20 protein-coding genes are annotated in these 21388 nt (G+C 59.8%); 11 read left to right on the top strand and 9 right to left on the bottom strand.

What is annotated here, in order from left to right; genetic code table 11:
* Positions 1 to 10 precede the first annotated feature (10 nt).
* Entirely contained in the window at positions 11 to 2065 is a 2055-nt protein-coding gene (locus FPT12_RS05350; protein WP_145014971.1) for a S9 family peptidase, read from the bottom strand.
* Between the two features lie 100 nt (positions 2066 to 2165).
* On the opposite strand from FPT12_RS05350, the gene FPT12_RS05345 reads away from it, so the two are divergent.
* The 3 genes from FPT12_RS05345 to FPT12_RS05335 are packed head-to-tail and all read left to right on the top strand — an operon-like array spanning position 2166 to position 4028.
* Positions 2166 to 2663 (top strand): MFS transporter, encoded by a 498-nt coding sequence (locus FPT12_RS05345; protein ID WP_145015007.1) that lies wholly within the window; start codon positions 2166 to 2168, stop codon positions 2661 to 2663.
* Between the two features lie 32 nt (positions 2664 to 2695).
* Entirely contained in the window at positions 2696 to 3472 is a 777-nt protein-coding gene (locus FPT12_RS05340; RefSeq protein WP_145014970.1) for a class II glutamine amidotransferase, read from the top strand.
* A gap of 13 nt (positions 3473 to 3485) precedes the next feature.
* A complete protein-coding gene (locus FPT12_RS05335) occupies positions 3486 to 4028 on the top strand; it encodes a DUF2937 family protein (RefSeq protein ID WP_019692484.1) in 543 nt (180 codons plus the stop codon).
* A 45-nt stretch (positions 4029 to 4073) separates the two neighbouring features.
* On the opposite strand, the gene FPT12_RS05330 is transcribed toward FPT12_RS05335, so the two are convergent.
* From FPT12_RS05330 to FPT12_RS05320, 3 genes are read right to left on the bottom strand one after another with little or no spacing between them, the layout of a single operon-like run.
* Complete coding sequence (locus tag FPT12_RS05330; RefSeq protein ID WP_145014969.1) at positions 4074 to 6185, bottom strand: TonB-dependent receptor; 2112 nt, start codon at positions 6183 to 6185, stop codon at positions 4074 to 4076.
* Between the two features lie 14 nt (positions 6186 to 6199).
* The gene (locus FPT12_RS05325) at positions 6200 to 7411 is read right to left on the bottom strand and encodes an MFS transporter (protein WP_145014968.1); all 1212 of its coding nucleotides are present in this window, start codon (positions 7409 to 7411) and stop codon (positions 6200 to 6202) included.
* On the bottom strand, positions 7401 to 9323 hold the full coding sequence (locus FPT12_RS05320; protein ID WP_145014967.1) for an IucA/IucC family siderophore biosynthesis protein: 1923 nt from the start codon (positions 9321 to 9323) through the stop codon (positions 7401 to 7403). Before FPT12_RS05320 ends, FPT12_RS05325 begins: the two co-directional genes overlap by 11 nt.
* A gap of 255 nt (positions 9324 to 9578) precedes the next feature.
* On the opposite strand from FPT12_RS05320, the gene FPT12_RS05315 reads away from it, so the two are divergent.
* From FPT12_RS05315 to FPT12_RS05305, 3 genes are read left to right on the top strand one after another with little or no spacing between them, the layout of a single operon-like run.
* Positions 9579 to 10331: a 5-oxoprolinase subunit PxpA gene (locus FPT12_RS05315; protein ID WP_145014966.1), complete on the top strand. Its 753-nt coding sequence runs from the start codon at positions 9579 to 9581 to the stop codon at positions 10329 to 10331.
* Positions 10328 to 11032 (top strand): allophanate hydrolase subunit 1, encoded by a 705-nt coding sequence (locus FPT12_RS05310; RefSeq protein WP_145014965.1) that lies wholly within the window; start codon positions 10328 to 10330, stop codon positions 11030 to 11032. Before FPT12_RS05315 ends, FPT12_RS05310 begins: the two co-directional genes overlap by 4 nt.
* Positions 11029 to 11946: a biotin-dependent carboxyltransferase family protein gene (locus tag FPT12_RS05305; RefSeq protein WP_145014964.1), complete on the top strand. Its 918-nt coding sequence runs from the start codon at positions 11029 to 11031 to the stop codon at positions 11944 to 11946. Before FPT12_RS05310 ends, FPT12_RS05305 begins: the two co-directional genes overlap by 4 nt.
* 72 nt (positions 11947 to 12018) lie before the next feature.
* Here the strand turns inward: FPT12_RS05305 and FPT12_RS05300 are convergent, their stop codons facing one another.
* A complete protein-coding gene (locus FPT12_RS05300) occupies positions 12019 to 13197 on the bottom strand; it encodes a VWA domain-containing protein (RefSeq protein ID WP_145014963.1) in 1179 nt (392 codons plus the stop codon).
* A gap of 31 nt (positions 13198 to 13228) precedes the next feature.
* Positions 13229 to 14074, bottom strand: a complete 846-nt coding sequence (locus tag FPT12_RS05295) for a MoxR family ATPase (protein ID WP_123427952.1) — start codon at positions 14072 to 14074, stop codon at positions 13229 to 13231.
* 255 nt (positions 14075 to 14329) lie between these two features.
* Here FPT12_RS05295 and cysK point away from each other — a divergent pair, with 255 nt between their 5' ends.
* Both cysK and FPT12_RS05285 read left to right on the top strand, forming a co-directional pair.
* Positions 14330 to 15304 carry a cysteine synthase A gene (cysK, locus tag FPT12_RS05290; protein ID WP_145014962.1) on the top strand — a complete coding sequence of 325 codons (975 nt, stop codon included), beginning with the start codon at positions 14330 to 14332 and terminating at the stop codon, positions 15302 to 15304.
* 260 nt (positions 15305 to 15564) lie between these two features.
* A complete protein-coding gene (locus FPT12_RS05285) occupies positions 15565 to 16503 on the top strand; it encodes an aspartyl/asparaginyl beta-hydroxylase domain-containing protein (RefSeq protein ID WP_145014961.1) in 939 nt (312 codons plus the stop codon).
* 56 nt (positions 16504 to 16559) lie between these two features.
* Here the strand turns inward: FPT12_RS05285 and FPT12_RS27610 are convergent, their stop codons facing one another.
* Positions 16560 to 16718 (bottom strand): hypothetical protein, encoded by a 159-nt coding sequence (locus FPT12_RS27610; protein WP_178098615.1) that lies wholly within the window; start codon positions 16716 to 16718, stop codon positions 16560 to 16562.
* A 43-nt stretch (positions 16719 to 16761) separates the two neighbouring features.
* Positions 16762 to 17400 (bottom strand): hypothetical protein, encoded by a 639-nt coding sequence (locus FPT12_RS05280; protein ID WP_306108832.1) that lies wholly within the window; start codon positions 17398 to 17400, stop codon positions 16762 to 16764.
* A gap of 88 nt (positions 17401 to 17488) precedes the next feature.
* Between FPT12_RS05280 and FPT12_RS27605 the strand changes: the two genes are divergently transcribed.
* Positions 17489 to 17653, top strand: coding sequence for a hypothetical protein (locus FPT12_RS27605; RefSeq protein WP_178098613.1), 165 nt, complete (start codon positions 17489 to 17491; stop codon positions 17651 to 17653).
* A gap of 96 nt (positions 17654 to 17749) precedes the next feature.
* The gene (locus FPT12_RS05275) at positions 17750 to 18613 is read left to right on the top strand and encodes a DMT family transporter (protein ID WP_145014960.1); all 864 of its coding nucleotides are present in this window, start codon (positions 17750 to 17752) and stop codon (positions 18611 to 18613) included.
* On the opposite strand, the gene FPT12_RS05270 is transcribed toward FPT12_RS05275, so the two are convergent.
* Positions 18610 to 19518, bottom strand: a complete 909-nt coding sequence (locus tag FPT12_RS05270) for a DMT family transporter (RefSeq protein WP_145014959.1) — start codon at positions 19516 to 19518, stop codon at positions 18610 to 18612. The two genes, FPT12_RS05275 and FPT12_RS05270, sit on opposite strands and share 4 nt — an antisense overlap.
* A gap of 130 nt (positions 19519 to 19648) precedes the next feature.
* Between FPT12_RS05270 and aceK the strand changes: the two genes are divergently transcribed.
* The gene (aceK, locus tag FPT12_RS05265; protein ID WP_145014958.1) at positions 19649 to 21370 is read left to right on the top strand and encodes a bifunctional isocitrate dehydrogenase kinase/phosphatase; all 1722 of its coding nucleotides are present in this window, start codon (positions 19649 to 19651) and stop codon (positions 21368 to 21370) included.
* Positions 21371 to 21388: the final 18 nt, after the last annotated feature.

The raw sequence follows: 21388 nt of genomic DNA, 5'->3' as shown, positions 1-21388 counted from the left end.
GCAGAGTTCCTCAGACGATACCCAATACCTTGAAAACAAATGCGTATTCGAGGGCTACGTCACGTAATCCCTGATAACGCCCGCTCATCCCGCCATGACCGGCACCCAGTTCGGTCTTGAGCAGCAGCAGATTGTTGTCGGATTTGCTCGCCCGCAACTTGGCCACCCACTTGGCGGCTTCCCAATACTGCACGCGACTGTCGTTGTAGCCGGCGATCACCAGGGTTGCCGGATAGGCGTGAGCGCTGACGTTCTCGTACGGCGCGTACGCCTTGATCCGATCATAAACTGCCGGCTCTTCCGGATTGCCCCACTCGTCGTATTCGGTGACGGTCAGCGGCAGGTCCGGGTCGAGCATGGTGTTGAGCACATCGACGAACGGCACCTCGGCAATCGCCGCCGCGAACAGTTCCGGCCGTTGGTTGAGCACCGCACCGATCAGCAATCCGCCGGCACTGCCGCCGCTGATGGCCAGTTGTTTGGCGGTGGTGTGGCCGTTGGCGATCAGGTGTTCGGCGCAGGCGATGAAGTCGTTGAAGGTGTTCTGCTTGTGTTCCTGCTTGCCGGCGCGATACCAGGCTTCGCCCAGTTCACCACCACCGCGCACGTGGGCGATGGCGAAGGCCATGCCGCGATCGAGCAGGCTCAGGCGCGCATGGGAGAACCACGGGTCGAGGCTTTCGCCGTAGGCGCCGTAGCCATAGAGGTAAAGCGGCGTCGGTTTGCCGAGCATTTCACGTTTGACCACCAGGCTGATCGGCACCTGTGTGCCATCGGGTGCGGTCGCCCACAGGCGCTGACTGACGTAGGCATCGGCGTCGAAGGGGCCAAGCACCTGGGTTTCCTTGAGGACTTTCTGTTCGCCGCTGGCGAGGGTGAGCTGGCGAATCTGCGCCGGGCGATTCAACGCCTCATAGCGCAGACGGATCTTGTCGCTGGCAAATTCCAGGCTGTTTTGCACATGCAGGCTGTAGGCCGCGTCCGGCAGTTGCACGCGGTAAGCGGGCAGGCCTTGCGGGTGAACCTCGATGATCGGCAAACCGCCTTCGCGCAGGCTCAGGGTCATGGCCGAAGCATTCAGGCTCATGCCGTCAAGCATCACCGTGTCGCTGTGAGGGATCAGGTTTTGCCAGTCGCTTTCGGTTGGCGCGATCCCTGTGTCGGCGGCCTGATACAGGGCGAAGTTGATGCCGTCGCGGTTGCTGCGAATCAGCCAGGTCCATTGGTCGTCGAGCTTGCCGTGGTCGACGTCGTACTCGTGATCTTCAACCCGTGGTGCCAGGCAGGTGAAGGCCTGCTGTGGCTGCGACGCATCGAGCACCCAGACTTCGCTGGTGGTTTTACTGCCCAGCGACAGCAGCAACTGGCGTTCGGAGCTGGAGCGATAGCAGTGCAGGAAAAACCGCCCGTCCGGCTCAAAGAAGACTTCTTCGGCGGCGGTCCCGTCGAGACGATAACGAAACAGCTTGTGCGGGCGATGGGTGTCATCCAGTTCGCCGAAAAACAGCGTCAGGCTGTCGTTGGCCCAGGTCATGCTGCCGTCGCAATTCTCGAACGCCAGTTCGCTGACCTTGCCGTTGGACAGCTCCTTGACGAACAGCGTGTAAATCTCTTCACCGCTGGTATCGAGGCTGTAGGCCAGGCGCTGGTGGTCCGGACTGATGCTGAAGGCACCCAGCGAGAAAAAACCGCCATTGGCCAGCACATTGGGGTCGAGCAGCAGCTGTTCCTGGCTTTCGTCGACCAGCAGGCTGTCGTCGGCCGGACGCGGGCAGCGGTAATGCCGGGCATATTCGTCACCGGCGACGGTGCGGGTGTAATACAGGTAAGGCCCCCACGGGGACGGCAGCGACAGGTCGGTTTCGAGAATCCGGCTTTTTATTTCGTTGAACAGGGTTTCCCGCAGCTCGGCCTGGTCGGCCAGTTGTGCTTCCTGATAGCTGTTTTCAGCCTTGAGGTAGTCGAGCACCTGTGCGCTGTCGCGCTCCTGCAGCCAGGCGTACGGGTCATCGCCGTCGGCCTTGTGGGCAATCGGGGCGCTGCAAACGTGGGCGGATAGGGGCATGAAGGACTCTCGGGCGTAATGTAAAAATGGCTTCACAGACAGCGGGGCAGCCTGATCGGTGAAAAGCCGTTATCATAAGCGCCTCTTTGCCTGCCTTGCCATGGACACCATGACCGAGAACGACTATCTGATCGCTTGGGGCCTTTACGCCTTTGCCGCTTTAGGCTGCCTGTTGGTGTGGATGCGGCTGACCCGCTGGATGTGGCGCTGGTTGCGCGAGCCACTGCGTCTGCTCGTGGTCGTGCTGTTGTTCAGCCCGACCATTATCGACCCGGTGAAGGAAAAATTCGCCCCGGCCATCGCCATTACTGCCCTGGACCTGCTGTTCAAAGTCGGTAACAACATCTGGCGCGCGATTTCCGACCTGGTCATGTACAGCATGATCGCCTTCGGCATTTACCTGATCTTCGCGTTGATCCGCTTTCCCATCGAGCGCGCCGCCAATGCTCGCAAGGAACGGGAAGCCGCCGCGAAAGCCGCTGCCAAGGCTGCCGATCCAGATGATGACCAGCCCTTTGGCGGTGCTGGTGACGATCGTTATGGTCGTCCACCGGTTCCGAGCAACCCCCAGCGTTCGCGAGTTGAACCCCGTCTTTGACGTTGCCCCGGCATTGAAGCGAGAGTCCAGGCATGTGTGAATTATTGGGCATGAGCGCCAATGTACCGACCGATATCGTGTTCAGCTTCACCGGGCTGATGCAGCGAGGCGGTCGAACCGGCCCGCATCGGGACGGTTGGGGTATCGGGTTCTATGAAGGCCGCGGCCTGCGCTTGTTTCAGGACCCGGCGGCGAGTTGTGATTCCGAAGTCGCGCTGCTGGTGCAGCGCTATCCGATCAAGAGCGAAGTGGTGATCGGGCATATCCGCCAGGCCAACGTCGGCAAGGTCTGCCTGTCCAACACTCACCCGTTCGTGCGTGAATTGTGGGGACGCAACTGGTGTTTCGCACATAACGGCCAACTCACCGACTTCCAGCCAACCGCCAGCTTTTACCGGCCGATAGGCGACACCGACAGTGAAGCGGCGTTCTGCGATGTACTCAACCGCGTGCGTGAAGCCTTCCCGGAGCCGGTTGAAGTCGAGCAGTTGCTACCGAGCCTGGTGGCGGCGTGTGCCGAATACCGTAGCAAAGGCGTGTTCAACTGCCTGTTGAGCGACGGCGACTGGCTGTTCTGTTATTGCTCGAGCAAATTGGCACAGATCACCCGACGTGCGCCGTTTGGTCCGGCACGCTTGAAGGATGCAGACGTCATCGTCGACTTCCAGGCCGAAACCACACCCAACGATGTGGTGACGGTCATTGCTACCGAACCCCTGACCGAAAACGAAACCTGGACCCGTTACGAACCGGGTCAATGGAGCCTGTGGCGACGCGGTGAATGCGTCAGCCAGGGCAAGACCGAATAAGGAACACCTTTCTATGTTGCTCAGTTATTTGCGGCTGGTGTTGTTTGCGATCGGCCTGTTGGTGGGTGTGCAGGTACCGGGTTTCATCAACGATTACGCCAAGCGGGTCGAGGCGCACCTGATCGAAGCGCAGACCGGCTTGCGAGGTTTTCAAGGCACTGCCGAGCAGTTCTTCAAGGGCGACCTGCAAGCACTGGTCGCTCATTACCGTGCCAGTGACGACCCGGTGTTTCGCAGTGATGCCGACAGCCTGAGCACCTTGCTCACTCGCCAATTGGCGCTGGACAAGCAATTCCAGGCCATGCAAGGCCCGTGGTACATCCGCGTCTTGCAGGTGGTGTTGGCGGCTGACCCGGATATTCGCAAGGAAACCTGGAATGGCTACAGCTACCAGTTGCTGCTGACGCCCGAAGCCATGGGCTGGGGGCTGAGCGGGGCGATGTTGCTGTCGTTCGGTCTGGAATGCCTGTTCCGCCTGATCGACTGGGTGGTGTTGGGTGGCAAGCGTCTGCGCCAGAGCCGGCCGATCGAAGAGCGCGATTTGCGCGGTTTGTAACACCATCGACAGTGCAGGAGCCGGCTAGCCAGCTCCTGCTTTTTTTTACCAGTCGATCGAGTAGCTCATGCTCAACGTACGGCCTTCGGCGTTGGCGTACGGCGCTTTTGCGTTGGCCTGGGCGAACAGGTTGACGTATGTGCGGTCGGTCAGGTTATACACCCCGCCTTCGAGACGCCCGACCGGCAATCGCACGGAACCCAGCAAGTCCACCAGCGTATAGCCCTTGATGTCACGCCCGTTGTCGTCCTTGGCGGCGGCGTCGTAACTGGCCAGGCGCATGCCTTGCAAACGCAGGGTGTAGTCATCTTCGGTGTAGCCGACGAACAGCGTGGTCTTGGCCGGTGAGATGCGTGTCGCCGGCAGGTCGATCCATTTGCCGTTCTGCTCGGTCTCGCCCTTGGCCCACGCATAAGTTCCCCCCACCGACCAGTGATCGGTCGCCCGGTAGGTCAGGCTGTTTTCGATGCCGCGCACCCGTTCCTTCTGGTTGATCAGGCGCAGGACACGATCATTGGCATCGTAGAACTGGGTCACGTCCGAGGTGTTTTCATACACGGTGACGTCGGCCTGCCACTGGTCCCAGTTACCGCGCCAGCCCAGCTCGTAGCTGTCGACCTTGATGGCCTGGGCGTTGAGGCTCTGGATGTCGAAGGTGCTGTTCACATCACGCAAGAAGCGCTGGATATCCGGCAGCGAAAAACCCTGGCTGTAATTGGCGAAGATGTCCTGATTTTCACTCAGGTGATAGACCGCGCCCAGGTTGTACAGCGTGGCGTCATATTTGAGGGTGTCGCCGGGCAGGGTGGCGCGGACGCCGGTCTGGACGATCTGACCGTAGGCGATGCTGTCGGCGACCTCACTTTCGATCCACTCGCGACGCACACCGCCACGCAAGGTCCAGTCGCCAACGTCCCAGGACATTTGCCCGAACAGTGCCTTGGTGGTGGTTTCGAGATCCGGGCCCATCTCGTAGGTGGTGCCGGTCTTGGTGTAAGTCAGCCCTTTGAGGGTGTACTGGTCACCCCGCTGGCGCGAGCGCTCGTGATCGTAGTCGGCGCCCCAGACCAGATTGCCGGTAGCGCTGCCGATGGCCGGCAACGGCGTGTCGATCGCCGCGCGCAAGCCATAGACATCCTGCACGCTGTTGTTGTCGGCGATCCCGGCCTTGCCCCGTGACAGGTCCGGGAAGAACAACGCGTCGGCTCGGCGCCAGTAGCTTTCCAGCTGCAGGCCCTGACCGTAGAAGTCCTTGTCGGTGTAGTTGAGGTTGACGGCCTGGTTATGAGTGTAGGGCTGGTCGTCGAGTTTCAGCCCTTTGACCGCTACGGCTTGCTGCAGGTTTTTCGGGTCTTTGGTGAAGTCCGTGTCCTGCTGGTCCTTGTAGTCCTGCAGCGACAGGCTGAGTTTTTTATCGGCATCCAGCTCGTAACCGAAACGACCTTGCAGGTCATAGGTTTCGGTGTCCATGTTGCTGCCCTGGGAGGTGTCCTGAGGGATGCGCTTGCCGTTGCCATCGAACTGATCGTTGTGCTGGGTCAGGTCGGCGGACACGTACCAGTCCAGCGCATCCTTGCGCCCGGTCGCACTCTGGAAAGCTTCGTAGGCGAAGCCTTTGCTGTTGAGGTTGTTGCCGCTGGTCAGGCCCAGTTTGCTGCTGTAGGCAATGTCCTGGCCCTGGTTGCGCTTGGTGATGATGTTGATGATGCCGCCTGAAGCGCCGGCACCGTAGATGCTGCTGGCGCCGGAAATCACTTCGATGCGCTCGATGCTGGCCGGCGCGATGCTATTGAGCTGGCGGAAGTTGTCGCGCGTGGCGTTCTGCGATACGCCGTCGATCAACACCAGCATGTTGCGCCCGCGCAGGGTCTGGCCGAAGTTGCTCATCCCGCCGCTGGACGGCGCAAGGCCGGGCACCAATTGCCCGAGAATGTCGGAGACTCGGCGACCCGCGCCGCTTTGCTCGCGGACCTGCTGTTCGTCGATGACCTGGACCGAGCCTGGAATCGAGGCGATGCTCGCTTCGCTGCGAGTCGCGGAGACGACGGTGGCTTGCATGTTCAGGGTGCCGGGTTGCTGCTCGGTCTCCTCGGCCCAGGTTTGGGCGCTGAAGGTGCCAAGCAGCGGAATCAACAGAGAAAGTCTGGTTCGGGTCATGACGTGGTCTTTTTTTAGTTTTGATAAGTGTGGGTAGAAAAGGGTGTGGGGCCGGGTGTGGAGGTGAAGGACCGCACCCAGCGAATTCCGATGGCGGCCAGCACGTAGGTCAGCGCCACCAGCCAGAAGCTGTTGGCCAGCCCGACCAGCCCCATGCCGATCCCGCCGAGGACGGCACCGAGCAAGGCGCCAGCCTTGGCCGCGCTGTTGCCGAGGCCGAGGGCAAAACCCTGTTGGCTTGAAGCAACGGTGTTGGCGATCAGTGCGTAGGCGACCGGAAGCAGGGCGCCTTGCCAGACACCCCAGACCAGCCGGCTGACGAGAAACCCCAGCCATTCGTTGGCCAGTGCCGTGGCCGCCAGCGTCAGGGCGCACAGCCAGGCGACGCCTTCGATGACGCGCAAGGTGTAGGCCGGTTGCCAGCGGTCGAACAGGCGTCCCCACAGCGGGGCGGAAATGGCCAGGGTCGCGGCGCTCGCCGCATAAGTGGCGCCGATCAGCCAGCTCGGTGCGTGCAGAATCTCGGCGACGTACAGCGCGTAGAACGGCTGCGGCATCATCTTCGCGGCCTGAATCAACACGATCACCAGCAGGATTCCACCGAGCCAGCCTTTGGGCAGGGCCACCGGCGCAAGCGGTTTTTTCGTCGAGGCCCGGGCCTTGTCGGCCGGCAGGAAAAAACTCCCCAGTGCGCACAGCAGGCAAATCGCCGTCGCGCCATAACAGAGCAGGGCGAATCCCGAGATATCCATCAGCCAACCGCCCAGCACCGGACCGATCAACGAGCCGACGGCGGTCGCCGATTGCAGACGGGCCAGGGTGTGGCCGCGCCGGGAACTGTCGCAGCAGGCCAGGGCATAGGCTTGCGCGGCGGCGAGAAACCCGGCCAGTGCGCCTTGCATCACGCGAATGCCTACCAGCAGCCACGGATCGACGGTGATGGCCGCCAACCCTTGGCACAACGCCAATGCCAGCAATGCCCGAACGATCATCGGCTTGTGCCCGGTGCGATCACCCAACCGGCCCCACACGGGCGTCAGGAGCATGGCCGCGAGCATGGGACCGGCATAGACCAGCGCCGATAACAGCGCGGTGTAGCCGGCGCCCTCTGGCCCGAGCAGATGCCGGATCTGCAAGGGCCAGAACGGGCCGCTCATTTCCATGGCCCCCATGGAGACCAACTGGATGATGACCAGCAGTCGCAATGTGCGACTGTCAGCGAGCATGGGCGCTGGATCGCAGTGGGTTGCTCAGGCGTCCGACGATGTCGGCGTGGCTGTCGTGCAAGCGCATGCGCATGAACGATTTGGCCGGCCAATCCTGTTCCAGCAGAGCCGCGCGCTCGCTGTCCCAACGTGCCGGTTCGACATGTTCGCGCAGGGTGTCGAAGCACTGTGCAACGTGCGCTGCCAAACGCTCCCACAGGAGGTTTTCCAATACGTTCCAGTGACGGGCACAGAGCAACGTCAGTTCGCCGAGGTGACACATGAACGTGGTGTGCAGGAGTTTGTCGCGGACAAAACCGGACTCGTCGTACAGGGTCATTTTCGGATCGTGCAGCTGGATATCCAGACCCTTGGCGTGCAGGGTTTTGCGATCGATGCGAATGTCGCCGAAGTCACGCAGTAATAGCCGATTCAACTGCCCGTCAGCGCCCATCACCATGAAGCTGTTTTGCTGGTGCGCTTCGAACGCCACGCCATACATCAGGTAAATGCCCAGCAGGCTTGGTACGGCAATCGACAGGTAATCATCGAAGAACGCCAGCATGGCCTCGCTGTCGTCACGGCCCTGAGCCAGTCTTACCCAATCGCGCAGCAACGGCTGTTCGAATTCGTTGACGGCGAACAGGCTGCCGACCGGTATCGCCAACTCGCCTTCTTGCAGCAGGGTCAGCGGGTTGTCGCGGTACAGCACGGCGGCATGCCGGGAGAGTTCGTCATTGGCCGGTTGTGGCGCGTAGTGCAGGCCGATGCGCTCCGGCACGATGTCCAGCAGACGCTGAATCTGCGGCTCCTGATCGAGAATATCCAGCAACAGCTGACTGATGCGCGGCCCCATCCGGGCCGAGCGCGGCGACACCGTGCGCTGCACGCTGGTCAGGCGCAAGGCCACCGGCAGTTTGACCATCGGCGCAACGCGACTGGCCTCCGGTACGACTGTGCGGAACGACATGGTCGGATGGCCAGTGAAGGCCACGATGTCGGTGACGATCAGCAGGTTGTCGGCGATTTCGTTGGCGAACGATTTCGGCAGCTCTTCATCGGCTTGCCATGGGTGCGACGGGAGCGGGAGGTAGTCCGTTACTTCCAGGCCCAGCTGTTGCAAATGGCGCTGCAATTGTTCGGCGGCCTGCGGGAAGTGACCTTGCCACCAGCTCCAGTAATCGGCGCTGCCGGCCAGCATTTCGACGTGGGCGTACTGGCGGTGCAGGGCGCACAACACGATCGGAAAACTCGCTTCGAACTCCGGTGAGAAAGCAATGACCTGAGCGGCGCTCAAGCCCAGTTTGGTCTTGTAGTTGGGATGCCATGGATGGCCGAGCGTGCCCCACTGCTCGAGCAACGAGGTCGGGTTCTGGTGACCGGGGCTGGCTTTGAGCCAGGCGAGCAGGTTGTCGTCGTGCTCGGTGCCGATCTGCTCTCTCAGGCGTTCGGTCCATCCATGGTGGAACGCCAGGCACAGGGTGTCGTTGCTGTAGCTGTCATCCAGCTCGCGGGCCAGACGTTCCAGTACCTGCGGGGAGGCGGGCGGGTTCAGCTGGGTGGCGAGATGGGCGAGCAGTTCGCTGGGCAACTGGATCTTGTGAGGCAGTGCGTCGGGGGTGTGCAGGACGATGCTGCCGCGTACGTTCCAACTGTTCATCCTGCCGCCGGACAGGTGGTCGAAGCAAAGATGTGCACCGTCGCCAAGCGGCAGCCAGCAGCGGCTGTTGTCGTCATATTCGCAGGCGTCGGGGTTGATCAGACCTTCACGAAACAGCGCCTGAATCAGGCGTTGGAAGCAGCGCTGGGCAGCGGGCTCCAGCGCATTGCTCAAATGATCGAGGGTGATGCGGTGGGACTGGAAAGCCTGGGTGCCGAGGGCTTCGCTCCAGTGTGAGAGCAGTTGCTGCTGTTGTTGCGTGTAGGCGCGCATCAGGTCCGACTCCTTCTGGACAGTTGTTTAGCTGAATGCGCGCTGAGAATACCGTCTTAAAATAATAATGCAAATGATAGCAATTCCTACTTGTGATGTGGGAAATGTCCGTTCCAGAGGCTGGCCAAGGGTTTGCTCAAGGCAATGGAGTGTTCGCCCACCTTCTGTGCATAGCGTTCCACCAAACTGATAATCTGCGGGACAGATAGAACTCCCCCGCAGCTAAAACAACAACAGCCTATAGGAGCGTCCACCGTGAGCCGCCTGCTATTGAACTGCGATATCGGCGAAAGCTTTGGTCACTGGACCATGGGGCTGGATGCCGAAGTGATGCCGTACATTGATTGCGCCAACATTGCCTGCGGGTTCCATGCCGGCGACCCGAGCATCATGCGCAAGACCGTCAGCCTGGCGCTGAGCCATGGCGTGCAGATTGGCGCGCATCCGGCCTATCAGGATCTGGTGGGGTTTGGCCGCCGTTCCATGGCTTACACCGCGCAGGAACTTCAGGATCTGCTGCACTACCAGATCGGCGCGCTGGACGGTATTTGCCGGGCGCAGGGCGCTCGCGTCAGCTACGTCAAACCCCATGGTGCGATGTACAACGACATGATGGCTAACCCGGCGCAACTGCGGGCGGTGATTCAGGCCGTCGCAGCGTATGACCCCCAATTGCCGTTGATGCTGATGGCGACTCGTGACAACAGCGCGGCTCAGCTGATGGGCGAGGAGTACGGTGTGACGCTGTGGTTTGAAGCGTTCGCCGATCGTGCTTATGACAGCGCCGGGCACCTGGTTTCGCGGCAGTTGCCGGGTGCGGTGCATCACGATCCCGAGACAATCATTCAACAGGCGCTGACCATCGCTCGCGGTGACAACCTTGTCGCCAGCGACGGCAGCGCCTTGCATTTGCAGGCCAACACCCTGTGCGTACATGGCGATAACGCCAGTTCGGTGGCGGCTGTGCAGCGAATCCGTCAAGCGTTGAATCAGCAGAGCGCGCCATGAAACCACGGGTTGAAGTGGTGGCCATCGATTGCCTGATGGTGCGGTTGTTCGATGAAATCGCCGAAGCCAACATGCCGTGGATGCTCGCCGCCAGCGAGCGATTGCGTGCAGGGTTCGCCGGGCATTTGATCGATCTGGTGCCGTCTTATACAACCCTGATGGTGCATTACGATCTACTCGCTTTGAGTCCGGTCCAGGCGCGGGAACTGATCGCCGAAGCCTTGACCGATCTGACCCCCAACGCCCGGGCCAGTGGTCAATGTCATGTGCTGCCGGTCTGGTATGACCTCAGTGTCGGACCTGAGCTGAGCTTGCTTTCGCAGCGCAGCGGGCTGGCCGTAGAGGAGGTGATTCGTCGCCACAGCGAGCGCGAGTATCAAGTGTTCGCGTTGGGGTTTGCGCCGGGGTTTGCCTTCATGGGACTGGTTGAAGAAGTGCTGGCCGCGCCCCGTTTGAATACCCCGCGCAAGCGCGTGGCGGCCGGCAGCGTGGGGATTGCCGAGCGGCAGACCGCGGCGTATCCGGTGGTTTCACCGGGTGGCTGGAACCTGATCGGCCGCACCCCCACCAAACTGTTTGATCGCGAGCGTGAGGGCTACAGCCTGATGCAACCGGGCGATACGGTGCGTTTTGCCGCGGTCAGTCATGCCGAGTTCGTCAATCTGGGCGGCGACGATACGCCGCTGGAGGTGCTGGCATGAGCCGTTTGACGATCGAAGCCAGCACGCCGTTGTGCTTGCTGCAGGATGCCGGCCGGTTTGGTGTGCGGCATCTGGGCGTGACCCAGGGCGGTGCGGCGGATTGGCTGTCGATGTCCTGGGCCAACTGGCTGCTCGGTAACTCGCTGGAGGCCGCGGTGATTGAAGTCACCCTCGGCGGTTTGACCCTGGAGGCGCAAGACGATTGTTGTCTGGCGCTGGCGGGGGCGGACCTCGGTGCACTGCTCGACGGCCAGCCGCTGGCGCCGTGGCGCAGTTTCCAGCTGAAGAAAGGCCAGCGTTTGCAAATTACCCAACCGGTGCACGGTGCCCGCGCCTATTTGGCAGCGCCCGGTGGTTTCAACGCGCCCCGGGTGTTGGGCAGTTGTGCGACGGTGGTGCGCGAAGAACTCGGTGGTCTGGACGGTTTTGGCCGGCCCCTGGCACGCGGTGCCGAATTGGGTTATTCCGGGCCGGCGCAGGCTCTGCGGGAGGTACCGCGTATGCAGCGACCAGACTTCAGGCTGAATCAGCCGCTGGATCTGGTGCTCGGTGCGCAACACGGCGAGTTCAGCGGACAAAGCCTGTTCGATGCCTTCAACCGTGTCTGGACCCTCGACAGTCGTGCTGATCGCATGGGTATCCGTTTGCTGGGGACGGCGTTGCAGTATCAAGGCAAACCGATGATCTCCGAAGGCATCCCGCTGGGCGCAGTTCAGGTGCCTCCGGACGGTCAGCCGATCGTGCTGCTCAATGATCGGCAGACTATTGGCGGTTATCCACGGTTAGGCGCATTGACGCCGTTGGCGTTGGCACGACTGGCGCAGTGTTTGCCGGGGCAGCAGATCCGGTTGGCGCCGATGGTGCAGGAAACGGCGCATCGGCAGCAGGTCGAGTATTTGCGCAGGTTTGCTTGATACCGATCGTTCCCACGCTCTGCGTGGGAATGCCGCCATGGACGCTCTGCGTCCGCTTTTCAGGAGTAAGGGTTATTTGGACAAAAACCGCATCCCTTCTTCCAGCCCGCGCAAGGTCAGCGGGAACATCTGGTCTTCGATCAGATCGCGCACGATCTTGGTCGAAGAGGTGTAGCCCCAGGTGTCTTTCGGGTACGGGTTGATCCAGATGAGCTTCTTGTACTTCTCCATGAAGCGCTGCATCCACACGTAACCGGCTTCTTCGTTCCAGTGTTCGACGCTGCCGCCGGCCTGGGTGATTTCGTAAGGCGCCATCGCGGCATCGCCGACGAAGATCACTTTGTAGTCGGCACCATACTTGTGCAGCAGGTCCATGGTGGCCGTGCGTTCCGAGCCACGGCGCATGTTGTTCTTCCACACCGATTCATAAATGAAGTTGTGGAAGTAGAAGTACTCCAGGTGCTTGAACTCGGTCTTGCAGGCCGAAAACAGCTCCTCGCAGATCTTCACATGGGCGTCCATCGAGCCGCCGATGTCGAACAGCAGCAACAGCTTGATGTTGTTGCGGCGTTCCGGGCGCATCTGAATATTCAATAGTCCCGCGTCGCGGGCGGTGTGGTCGATGGTGCCGTCGATGTCCAGCTCATCTGCCGCACCCTGGCGGGCGAATTTGCGCAGTCGCCGCAGGGCCACCTTGATGTTGCGCGTGCCTAGCTCGACTTGATCGTCGAGGTTCTTGTACTCGCGCTGATCCCAGACCTTGACCGCTTTGCCCTGACGCTTTCCGGCATCGCCGACCCGAATCCCTTCCGGGTTGAAACCGCCGGAACCGAACGGGCTGGTGCCACCGGTGCCGATCCACTTGTTGCCGCCGGCATGGCGCTCTTTCTGTTCTTCGAGACGCTTCTTGAACTCTTCGATCAGCTTGTCGAGGCCACCGAGGGACTGGATCTGCGCGCGTTCCTCATCAGTCAGCGAGCGCTCGAATTCCTTGCGCAACCAGTCTTCGGGAATCAGCGCCTGAAGGTGATCGTCGAGTTTTTCCAGGCCATTGAAGTAGGCCCCGAACGCCCGGTCGAACTTGTCGAAATGCCGTTCGTCCTTCACCAGAATCGCCCGCGACAAGTAATAAAATTCGTCCATGTCGGCGAAGGTCACGCGCTGTTTCAGCGCGTTGATCAGGTCCAGCAGCTCACGCACCGAGACCGGCACCTTGGCTGCACGCATTTCATTGAACAGGTTGAGCAGCATGGCTTTCGCCCTTGATCTTGTAAGAAGAGTATCAGCGGGTGCCGCGACGGCTCATGAACGCCAGACGCTCAAGCAACTGCACGTCCTGTTCGTTTTTCACCAGAGCGCCGGCCAGTGGCGGAATGGCCTTGGTCGGATCGCGTTCACGCAGTACCGCTTCGCCGATGTTGTCGGCCATCAGCAATTTCAGCCAGTCGACCAGTTCGGACGTCGATGGCTTCTTCTTCAAACCCGGGACCTTGCGCACATCGAAGAACACGTCCAGCGCTTCGCTGACCAGGTCTTTCTTGATGTCCGGGTAATGCACGTCGACGATTTTTTGCAGGGTGACGCGGTCCGGGAAGGCGATGTAGTGGAAGAAGCAACGGCGCAGGAAGGCGTCCGGCAGCTCTTTCTCGTTGTTGGAGGTAATGATGATGATCGGACGCTGCTTGGCCTTGATGGTCTCGTCGATCTCGTAAACGTAGAACTCCATCTTGTCGAGTTCTTGCAGCAGGTCGTTCGGGAACTCGATGTCGGCCTTGTCGATTTCATCGATCAGCAGAATCACCCGCTCTTCGGACTCGAAGGCCTCCCACAGCTTGCCCTTTTTCAGGTAGTTGCGGATGTCATGGACCTTGTCCACACCCAACTGCGAGTCACGCAGGCGGCTGACCGCGTCGTACTCGTACAGGCCCTGGTGAGCCTTGGTGGTGGACTTGATGTGCCAGGTGATCAGGCGTGCACCGAAGGATTCGGCCAGTTGCTCGGCGAGCATGGTCTTGCCGGTGCCGGGTTCGCCCTTGACCAGCAAGGGCCGCTCCAGGGTGATGGCGGCGTTGACCGCCAGCTTCAGGTCATCGGTGGCGACGTATGCGCTGGTGCCTTCGAACTTCATCGGTAATTCCTCGAACGGTAACGCCGATCTGCGCCGGGCAGGGCGGGCGAAATAAAAGTCATGCCCGACTATAACGCGGGGCCCGGTCGACTGTGAACGCAGACGGCGTATTCAGTCTCTGAATGGAGCGTCACATGATGACTTGGTCAGCTTGACGGTCGGCAACGTGTGAGTATCGTCCGTTCCGCGACTGGACGCCCAAGGGTGCGAGGCATACCCTTGAAGGCTTCTCCAACGCTGCATAAGGACCCAGCCATGAGCCGCATTTTTGCTGATAACGCGCACTCCATCGGCAATACGCCATTGGTTCAGATCAACCGTATTGCGCCTCGCGGCGTGACCATTCTGGCGAAGATTGAAGGACGCAATCCGGGCTATTCAGTCAAATGCCGGATCGGCGCGAACATGATCTGGGATGCCGAAAGCAGCGGCAAACTCAAGCCAGGCATGACCATTATCGAACCGACCTCGGGCAACACCGGCATCGGCCTGGCGTTCGTCGCGGCGGCTCGCGGCTACAAACTGGTGCTGACCATGCCGGCGTCGATGAGCATCGAACGGCGCAAGGTGCTCAAGGCCCTGGGCGCCGAACTGGTACTGACCGAGCCGGCCAAAGGTATGAACGGTGCCATTGCAAAGGCTACCGAGATTCTGGCCAGTGATCCGGCCCGCTACTACATGCCGCAGCAGTTCGAGAACCCGGCCAACCCGGCGATCCACGAAAAAACCACCGGTCCGGAAATCTGGAATGACACCGACGGAGCCATTGATGTGCTGGTTGCAGGTGTCGGCACCGGTGGGACTATCACCGGTGTTTCGCGCTATATCAAGAACACCCAGGGCAAGCCGATTCTCTCGGTGGCGGTGGAACCGCTGGTCTCGCCGGTGATTACCCAGGCCATGGCCGGTGAGGAAATCAAGCCAAGTCCGCACAAAATCCAGGGCATCGGCGCGGGTTTTGTTCCGAAAAACCTCGATCTGTCGATAGTTGACCGGGTCGAGCTGGTCAGCGATGAAGAATCCAAGGCCATGGCCCTGCGCCTGATGCAGGAGGAGGGGATTCTCTCCGGGATTTCCTGCGGTGCGGCCATGGCAGTTGCCGTGCGTCTGGCCGAAACCCCGGAAATGCAGGGCAAGACCATCGTGGTGATCCTGCCGGACTCCGGCGAGCGTTACCTGTCGAGCATGTTGTTCAGCGATTTGTTCACCGAACAAGAGCTGCAGCAGTAACGCTCAAAAGATCGCAGGCTGCGCCAGCTCCTATGCCGAATGACCTACCCAATGTAGGAGCTGGCGAAGCCTGCGATCCTTTGATCCTGATCAGTCAAGGTTCAGGTGCCTTATGTTAATAAGTGCTTTATTGCGCAACCTTTAACACTGATTGTTCAGTTATGTGGGTTTTTCCCAAGGCCGGTAGTGTTTATCATGGCCGGCTGCCATGTCGGGTAAATGACAATGCGCAGAGAGACCTTTTTTCAAGGAGTTACCCCATGACCTTTTCCTTTGCCGCAAAGGCGTCGCTGTTGCTGCTGTTCATCGGCAGCACGCTCTACGTGCATTTGCGCGGCAAGGCGCGTTTGCCGGTCTTGCGTCAGTTCGTCAACCACTCGGCGCTGTTCGCTCCTTATAACGCCTTGATGTACCTGTTCTCGGGAGTGCCGTCCAAACCGTATCTGGACCGCAGCAAGTTCCCGGAACTGGATGTGCTCAAGGAAAACTGGGAAGTCATTCGTGACGAGGCCATGCACCTGTTCGACGAGGGCTACATTCGCGCCGCCGAGAAGAACAACGACGCCGGTTTCGGCTCGTTCTTCAAGAAGGGCTGGAAGCGTTTCTACCTCAAGTGGTATGACAAGCCACTGCCGTCGGCCGAGGCTCTGTGCCCGAAAACCGTCGAACTGGTCAGTCGCATCCCTAACGTCAAAGGCGCGATGTTTGCCTTGTTGCCGGGCGGCAGTCACCTCAACCCGCACCGCGATCCGTTTGCCGGTTCCCTGCGTTATCACTTGGGCTTGTCGACACCGAACTCCGACGACTGCCGCATTTTTGTCGACGGTCAGGTTTACGCCTGGCGTGACGGTGAAGACGTAATGTTCGATGAAACCTACGTGCACTGGGTCAAGAACGAAACCGAAACGACCCGGGTCATTCTGTTCTGTGACATCGAACGCCCGCTGAGTAACCGCTTGATGACGCGTATCAACCGTTGTGTCAGTGGTCTGCTGGGCCGTGCCACGGCCCCGCAAAACCTCGATGACGAGCGCGTCGGCGGGATCAACAAGGTCTACGCCTGGAGCAAGAACTCGAGCGACAAATTCAGCGGAGTGGTCAAAAAGTGGAAGCGCCGTAATCCGAAGCTGTACCGCGTCCTGCGGCCAGTATTGGCGGTTGTAGTGCTGACGGCGCTGGGTTACTGGTTGTTTGGCTGAAGTCTCTTTAATAAAAAACCGCTCCTTGTAAGCGGTTTTTTTTGATCCGGCGAATGCTATGGGCGCCCAGCAAGGAGGCTTGGTTCTTCTGTCTGGGTTCCGGCCAGGGCGGCTTTGATAAAGCGCAGCTGATTGGCAGAAAGCTCAGCAGAGCGTTTTTTTTTCGCCTTCGACGATCCGTGCCCGGCGGTACTTTTTTCAACGAGAGCTCTCATGGAGCCTCCTGTCTTGATCAGTCATTGAACAGATTTCACGATGCTAGTCGCTCTCTAAGGCCATCACAAGTCGGCCTTTAGCATCGAATTCGAAACCGAGCTGTTTATAGATGGGGAGTGCTCCCCGGGTCGGTTCCTGAATTTCGATAAATCGACTGCCAATGATCCGGGCGTAATGCTCGACAGCGATCAGGGCCAGCGGGGCAATACGGTTTTTCAGAGGGTGGGTTTTGCCAGGTTTCCCCTCCAGCCGAACAATTTTGACTCGAAGCCGGCTCTGGTTTGGATTGGCGAAGCATAGCCCGCACAACTCGAGGTCGGACCAGATGGAAAGGTCGAAAGACATGGGTTCCTTTGTTTTCCAATTGACAATCTCGTCCCATGAAAAGTGTGAGTCATCCCCCCAAAAGCTGTAATCCGTCAGTGCTTTAACATCGATTGCTTCGAAACGGATACGAGACAAATCAGCTTCTGTGCCGTCAATCAGCCCCTGAGCGTGCAATTGAGTGGTGATGGTGCTAGCGAATTTTCTAGCCTTTGATCTGTACAGCTGATACCGAATATGAGTCCGTTCCCTTGGCATTTGATCTCTTGAATTCCGTGTCCCCCGATAGCGGGCGTTTCTATTGATCTCAAGAGTAGGCAGGGCTTCATTGCCTGTCGTTACTGGCGTTTTGGTCAAGTCATTGCATTCTGTGTCGAGCGCTGGTTATAGTCAGCGCTCGCTGCGTTTCCAACCCGGCGATTTCTCCCTCGAAAAAGATCAGCCCATGCCTGCATCCCTCATCAACGCGGTAGTCGATTCAGCGGTCAACGCTGGTGTCGTGCCGTGCGGGAACATGCAGCCTGCGCAGATCAGTCATTACCCCCCTCCTGTCAGTCGCACGCCAGTGTGCGCGGTGGTTTCACCGCCAGGTGTTGGCTTCTCGGGCTGATCGGCAGTTTCTGCTGTTCCCTGTGCCCGCCTGAACACAACGACTGAATTTCAGCTTCGGCTGAGTTGGCTTTTTGCCTGATGACAGGTGGTTTTCATGTTGCTCATTTCAAAAAAATCCGCACTCGCGGCGGCGTCTACGAGCCTGTTCGTTCTGCTCTGGAGTAGCGGGGCGATTTTCTCCAAATGGGGACTGGCTCACGCCTCACCCTTTGCCTTTCTGTTGATCCGCTTTGCCATTGCCCTCTGTGGACTGGTGCTGTTGATCCCGCTGTTCAAGCTCAAATTGCCCCGGCGCGGCAAACCGATGCTGTATGCCGCCGCAACCGGTCTGATATTGCTGGGCGCCTATCAGATTTTCTATCTGCTGGCGCTGGACCTGAAGGTCACGCCCGGGGTCATGGCCACGATCATGGGGGTTCAACCAATCCTCACCGTGGTGCTGATTGAACGTCAGCGTTCCTGGAGTCGGATGTTCGGCCTGATGCTGGGGCTGACGGGGTTGATCATGGTGGTCTATCAGGGCATCGGCCTGGCCGGCATGTCGCTGGCCGGGATGCTCTTTGGTTTGCTGGCGCTGGTCAGCATGACCGCAGGCTCGATCATGCAGAAGCGCATCACCGAAAATCCCCTCGGCACACTGCCGGTGCAATACCTGGCGGGGCTGTTGCTGTGCGGAATTTTCGTGCCGTTCCAGCCATTCCACTTCGAGCACAGCACGGGTTTCATCGTGCCCGTGTTGTGGATGGGCCTGGTGGTATCGCTGCTGGCGACCTTGCTGCTGTATCGCCTGATCGCCCGAGGCAATCTGGTGAATGTCACCAGTTTGTTCTACTTGGTGCCGGCGGTGACGGCGGTGATGGACTACCTGATTTTCGGCAACAGACTGGCGATGTTGAGCATGCTCGGCATGCTCTTGATCATCGTCGGCCTGGTGTTTGTGTTTCGTAAAAGCCGTTAATCGCTGACCATTGAAGCCTTCGGGACTGCCGCAGGCTTCAACACCAGCCACAACGCCCCTGCAATCAACATCCCGCCATACAGATGCGCCATCGACAGTGGTTCATCGAGAAACAACGCGCCCCACAACACGCCGAACGGCGGGATCATGAAGGTCACGGTCATCGACTTGACCGGGCCGATCGAGCTGAGCAGGCGGAAATACAGGATGTAGGCGAACGCCGTGCAGCCCAGGCCCAAGCCCAGCAACGACAACCAGACGTTCCAGCCACCCCAGCTAACCGGCGGCTCAGTGATGACGCTGTAGCCGAACAACGGCAACACAAACAGCGTTGCGCCGAGCATGCTGCCCAGTGCCGAGAGACGGCTGTCGAGGCCGCCTTGATGGTCAAGCCAGCGTCGCGCCAGGAACCCGGCGAAACCGTAGCAGGTGGTCGCCAGCAGGCAGGCCAGTGCGCCGATCAGCAGTTCCATGTCGAAGGCCACGGGACCGGCGCGGGTCAGGATGGCGACGCCAAACAAGCCGAGGGCCACCCCGGCAATCTTCGAGAGGGTGAGTTTTTCGCTGAAGAACAGGCCGCCGATCAATACGCCCATCAGTGGGGTGGTGGCGTTGAAAATCGCCGAGTAGCCGGCCGGCAGCACTTGAGCGGCCACCGAGTACAGGGTCGCTGGAAGACCGGAGTTGATCATCCCGAGCAACAGCACGGTTTTGAACTTGCCACGGAAATCCCAACTGATCCGCATCAGCGCCAGAATCACCAGCAACCCGGTGGCGGCGATCGATACGCGGAAAAAAGCAGTGGGGATTGTGCCAATCACTGGGGCGATGATGCGCATGAACAGAAAGCTCGCCCCCCAAATGGCAGCAAGTGACAACATACGCAGAATATCGACGGGGTTCACGGCTCGTTCCTTCATTTATCAGGGCGCAAGTGTCACCGTCGGAGCCGTCCATGGCAATGGTTGCGTTGCGTAACAATTGGCCTCTAAGCTCAGCCTCCAACGATAAGAATCATCCCGCAGAGGTCTTCATATGCCGCAGCCATGGCCCGCCGCCGAAATCGCCCAGATGATCCTCGACGGCTTCGACGATTACCGCGAGCATTTCCGCCAGATCACTGACGGCGCCCGGGCGCGCTTCGAACGAGCGCAGTGGCAGGAAACGCAGATCGCGTCGGCGGCGCGGATCAACCTCTACGAAGCCAAGGTCAGCGAAGTGGTGGGGCGCCTGCATGCCGCCTTCGAAGCTGAGGTGCTGATGGATGTCGGCTGCTGGCCGTTGGTCAAAAGCGCCTACATCAGCCTGATCGACCTGCGTTTCGACGATGAACTGTCCGAGACCTGGTACAACTCGATTTTCTGCGGGTTGTTCAGTCACGACCTGATCAGCGATGGCTGCATGTTCATCCACACCACCCGGCCCAGCCTGCGCCGGCCGCGGGCCGCGCAGACGCAGATCTATAAACCGCAAGGCCAGTTGTCGAACATGCTCGCGAGCATTTTTGCCGATTACCGCTTCAGCGAAGACTACGCTGACCTCGACCGCGACCTGCGCCGGCTCGAAGCGCAACTGCGCGAGAACCTGCCCGACTGGGTCTGCAAAGACCCGGAGTTGAGCGTCGAGCTGTTTTCCTCGGTGCTCTACCGCAACAAGGGCGCTTATCTGGTGGGACGCATCCACACCACGGACGAGCAGTGGCCGCTGGTGATTCCGTTTCTGCACCGCGAAGGCCGGGGGATTCAGATCGACGCGTTGATCACCGATGAAGCAGACGTGTCGATCATCTTCTCGTTCACTCGCTCGTACTTCATGGTCGATGTGCCGGTGCCGGCGGAGTTCATCGGTTTTCTCAAACGCATCCTGCCGGGCAAGCACATCGCCGAGCTGTACACCTCGATCGGTTTCTACAAACACGGCAAGTCGGAGTTCTACCGGGCGCTGATCAATCACCTGGCCAACACCGACGACCAGTTCATCATGGCCCCGGGCGTGCGCGGCATGGTCATGAGCGTGTTTACCCTGCCGGGGTTCAACACCGTGTTCAAAATCATCAAGGACCGTTTCTCGCCGTCGAAAAACGTCGACCGCGCCACGGTGATCGAGAAATACCGTTTGGTGAAAAGCGTCGACCGGGTCGGGCGCATGGCCGATACCCAGGAGTTCGCCGACTTCCGTTTTCCGTTGAGCAAGTTTGATCCGGCGTGCCTGGCCGAGCTGCTGGATGTGGCCGCTTCAACGGTCGAAGTGGAAGGCGACAGCGTGTTGATCCGTCACTGCTGGACCGAGCGGCGCATGACGCCGTTGAACCTCTACCTGGAAAACGCCAACGACGCTCAGGTGCGCGAAGCGCTGGAAGATTATGGTTTGGCGATCAAGCAACTGGCGGCAGCGAATATCTTTCCCGGCGACATGCTGCTGAAAAACTTTGGCGTCACCCGACATGGGCGGGTGGTGTTTTATGACTACGACGAGATCTGTTTTCTCACCGAAGCCAACTTCCGCCACATCCCGCAACCGCGCACGCCGGAAGACGAAATGGCCTCCGAGCCGTGGTATTCGATCGGGCCGCTGGATGTGTTCCCTGAGGAGTTTCCACCGTTCCTGTTCGCCGACTCCGCGCAGCGACAGTTGTTCGATCAACTGCATGGCGAGCTGTACAACGCCGATTACTGGAAAGGCCTGCAAGAGGCGATACGCGCCGGCAAGGTGATTGATGTGTTCCCGTATCGGCGCAAGGGGCTGGATAACGAATAGTACTCAGCGATTGCTACG

Origin of the sequence: Pseudomonas sp. H3(2019), from assembly GCF_007713465.1 — a bacterium.
Classification (GTDB): domain Bacteria; phylum Pseudomonadota; class Gammaproteobacteria; order Pseudomonadales; family Pseudomonadaceae; genus Aquipseudomonas.
The sequence above is the reverse complement of the archived record's forward strand: the minus strand, read 5'-3'. Positions and strand labels throughout refer to the sequence as shown.

Coding starts and splice junctions, on each gene's coding strand:
- FPT12_RS05350 (WP_145014971.1), bottom strand. CDS start 2,065: ATGCCCCTATCCGCCCACGTTTGCAGCGCCCCGATTGCCCACAAGGCC.
- FPT12_RS05345 (WP_145015007.1), top strand. CDS start 2,166: ATGGACACCATGACCGAGAACGACTATCTGATCGCTTGGGGCCTTTAC.
- FPT12_RS05340 (WP_145014970.1), top strand. CDS start 2,696: ATGTGTGAATTATTGGGCATGAGCGCCAATGTACCGACCGATATCGTG.
- FPT12_RS05335 (WP_019692484.1), top strand. CDS start 3,486: ATGTTGCTCAGTTATTTGCGGCTGGTGTTGTTTGCGATCGGCCTGTTG.
- FPT12_RS05330 (WP_145014969.1), bottom strand. CDS start 6,185: ATGACCCGAACCAGACTTTCTCTGTTGATTCCGCTGCTTGGCACCTTC.
- FPT12_RS05325 (WP_145014968.1), bottom strand. CDS start 7,411: ATGCTCGCTGACAGTCGCACATTGCGACTGCTGGTCATCATCCAGTTG.
- FPT12_RS05320 (WP_145014967.1), bottom strand. CDS start 9,323: ATGCGCGCCTACACGCAACAACAGCAGCAACTGCTCTCACACTGGAGC.
- FPT12_RS05310 (WP_145014965.1), top strand. CDS start 10,328: ATGAAACCACGGGTTGAAGTGGTGGCCATCGATTGCCTGATGGTGCGG.
- FPT12_RS05305 (WP_145014964.1), top strand. CDS start 11,029: ATGAGCCGTTTGACGATCGAAGCCAGCACGCCGTTGTGCTTGCTGCAG.
- FPT12_RS05300 (WP_145014963.1), bottom strand. CDS start 13,197: ATGCTGCTCAACCTGTTCAATGAAATGCGTGCAGCCAAGGTGCCGGTC.
- FPT12_RS05295 (WP_123427952.1), bottom strand. CDS start 14,074: ATGAAGTTCGAAGGCACCAGCGCATACGTCGCCACCGATGACCTGAAG.
- cysK (WP_145014962.1), top strand. CDS start 14,330: ATGAGCCGCATTTTTGCTGATAACGCGCACTCCATCGGCAATACGCCA.
- FPT12_RS05285 (WP_145014961.1), top strand. CDS start 15,565: ATGACCTTTTCCTTTGCCGCAAAGGCGTCGCTGTTGCTGCTGTTCATC.
- FPT12_RS27610 (WP_178098615.1), bottom strand. CDS start 16,718: ATGAGAGCTCTCGTTGAAAAAAGTACCGCCGGGCACGGATCGTCGAAG.
- FPT12_RS27605 (WP_178098613.1), top strand. CDS start 17,489: ATGCCTGCATCCCTCATCAACGCGGTAGTCGATTCAGCGGTCAACGCT.
- FPT12_RS05275 (WP_145014960.1), top strand. CDS start 17,750: ATGTTGCTCATTTCAAAAAAATCCGCACTCGCGGCGGCGTCTACGAGC.
- aceK (WP_145014958.1), top strand. CDS start 19,649: ATGCCGCAGCCATGGCCCGCCGCCGAAATCGCCCAGATGATCCTCGAC.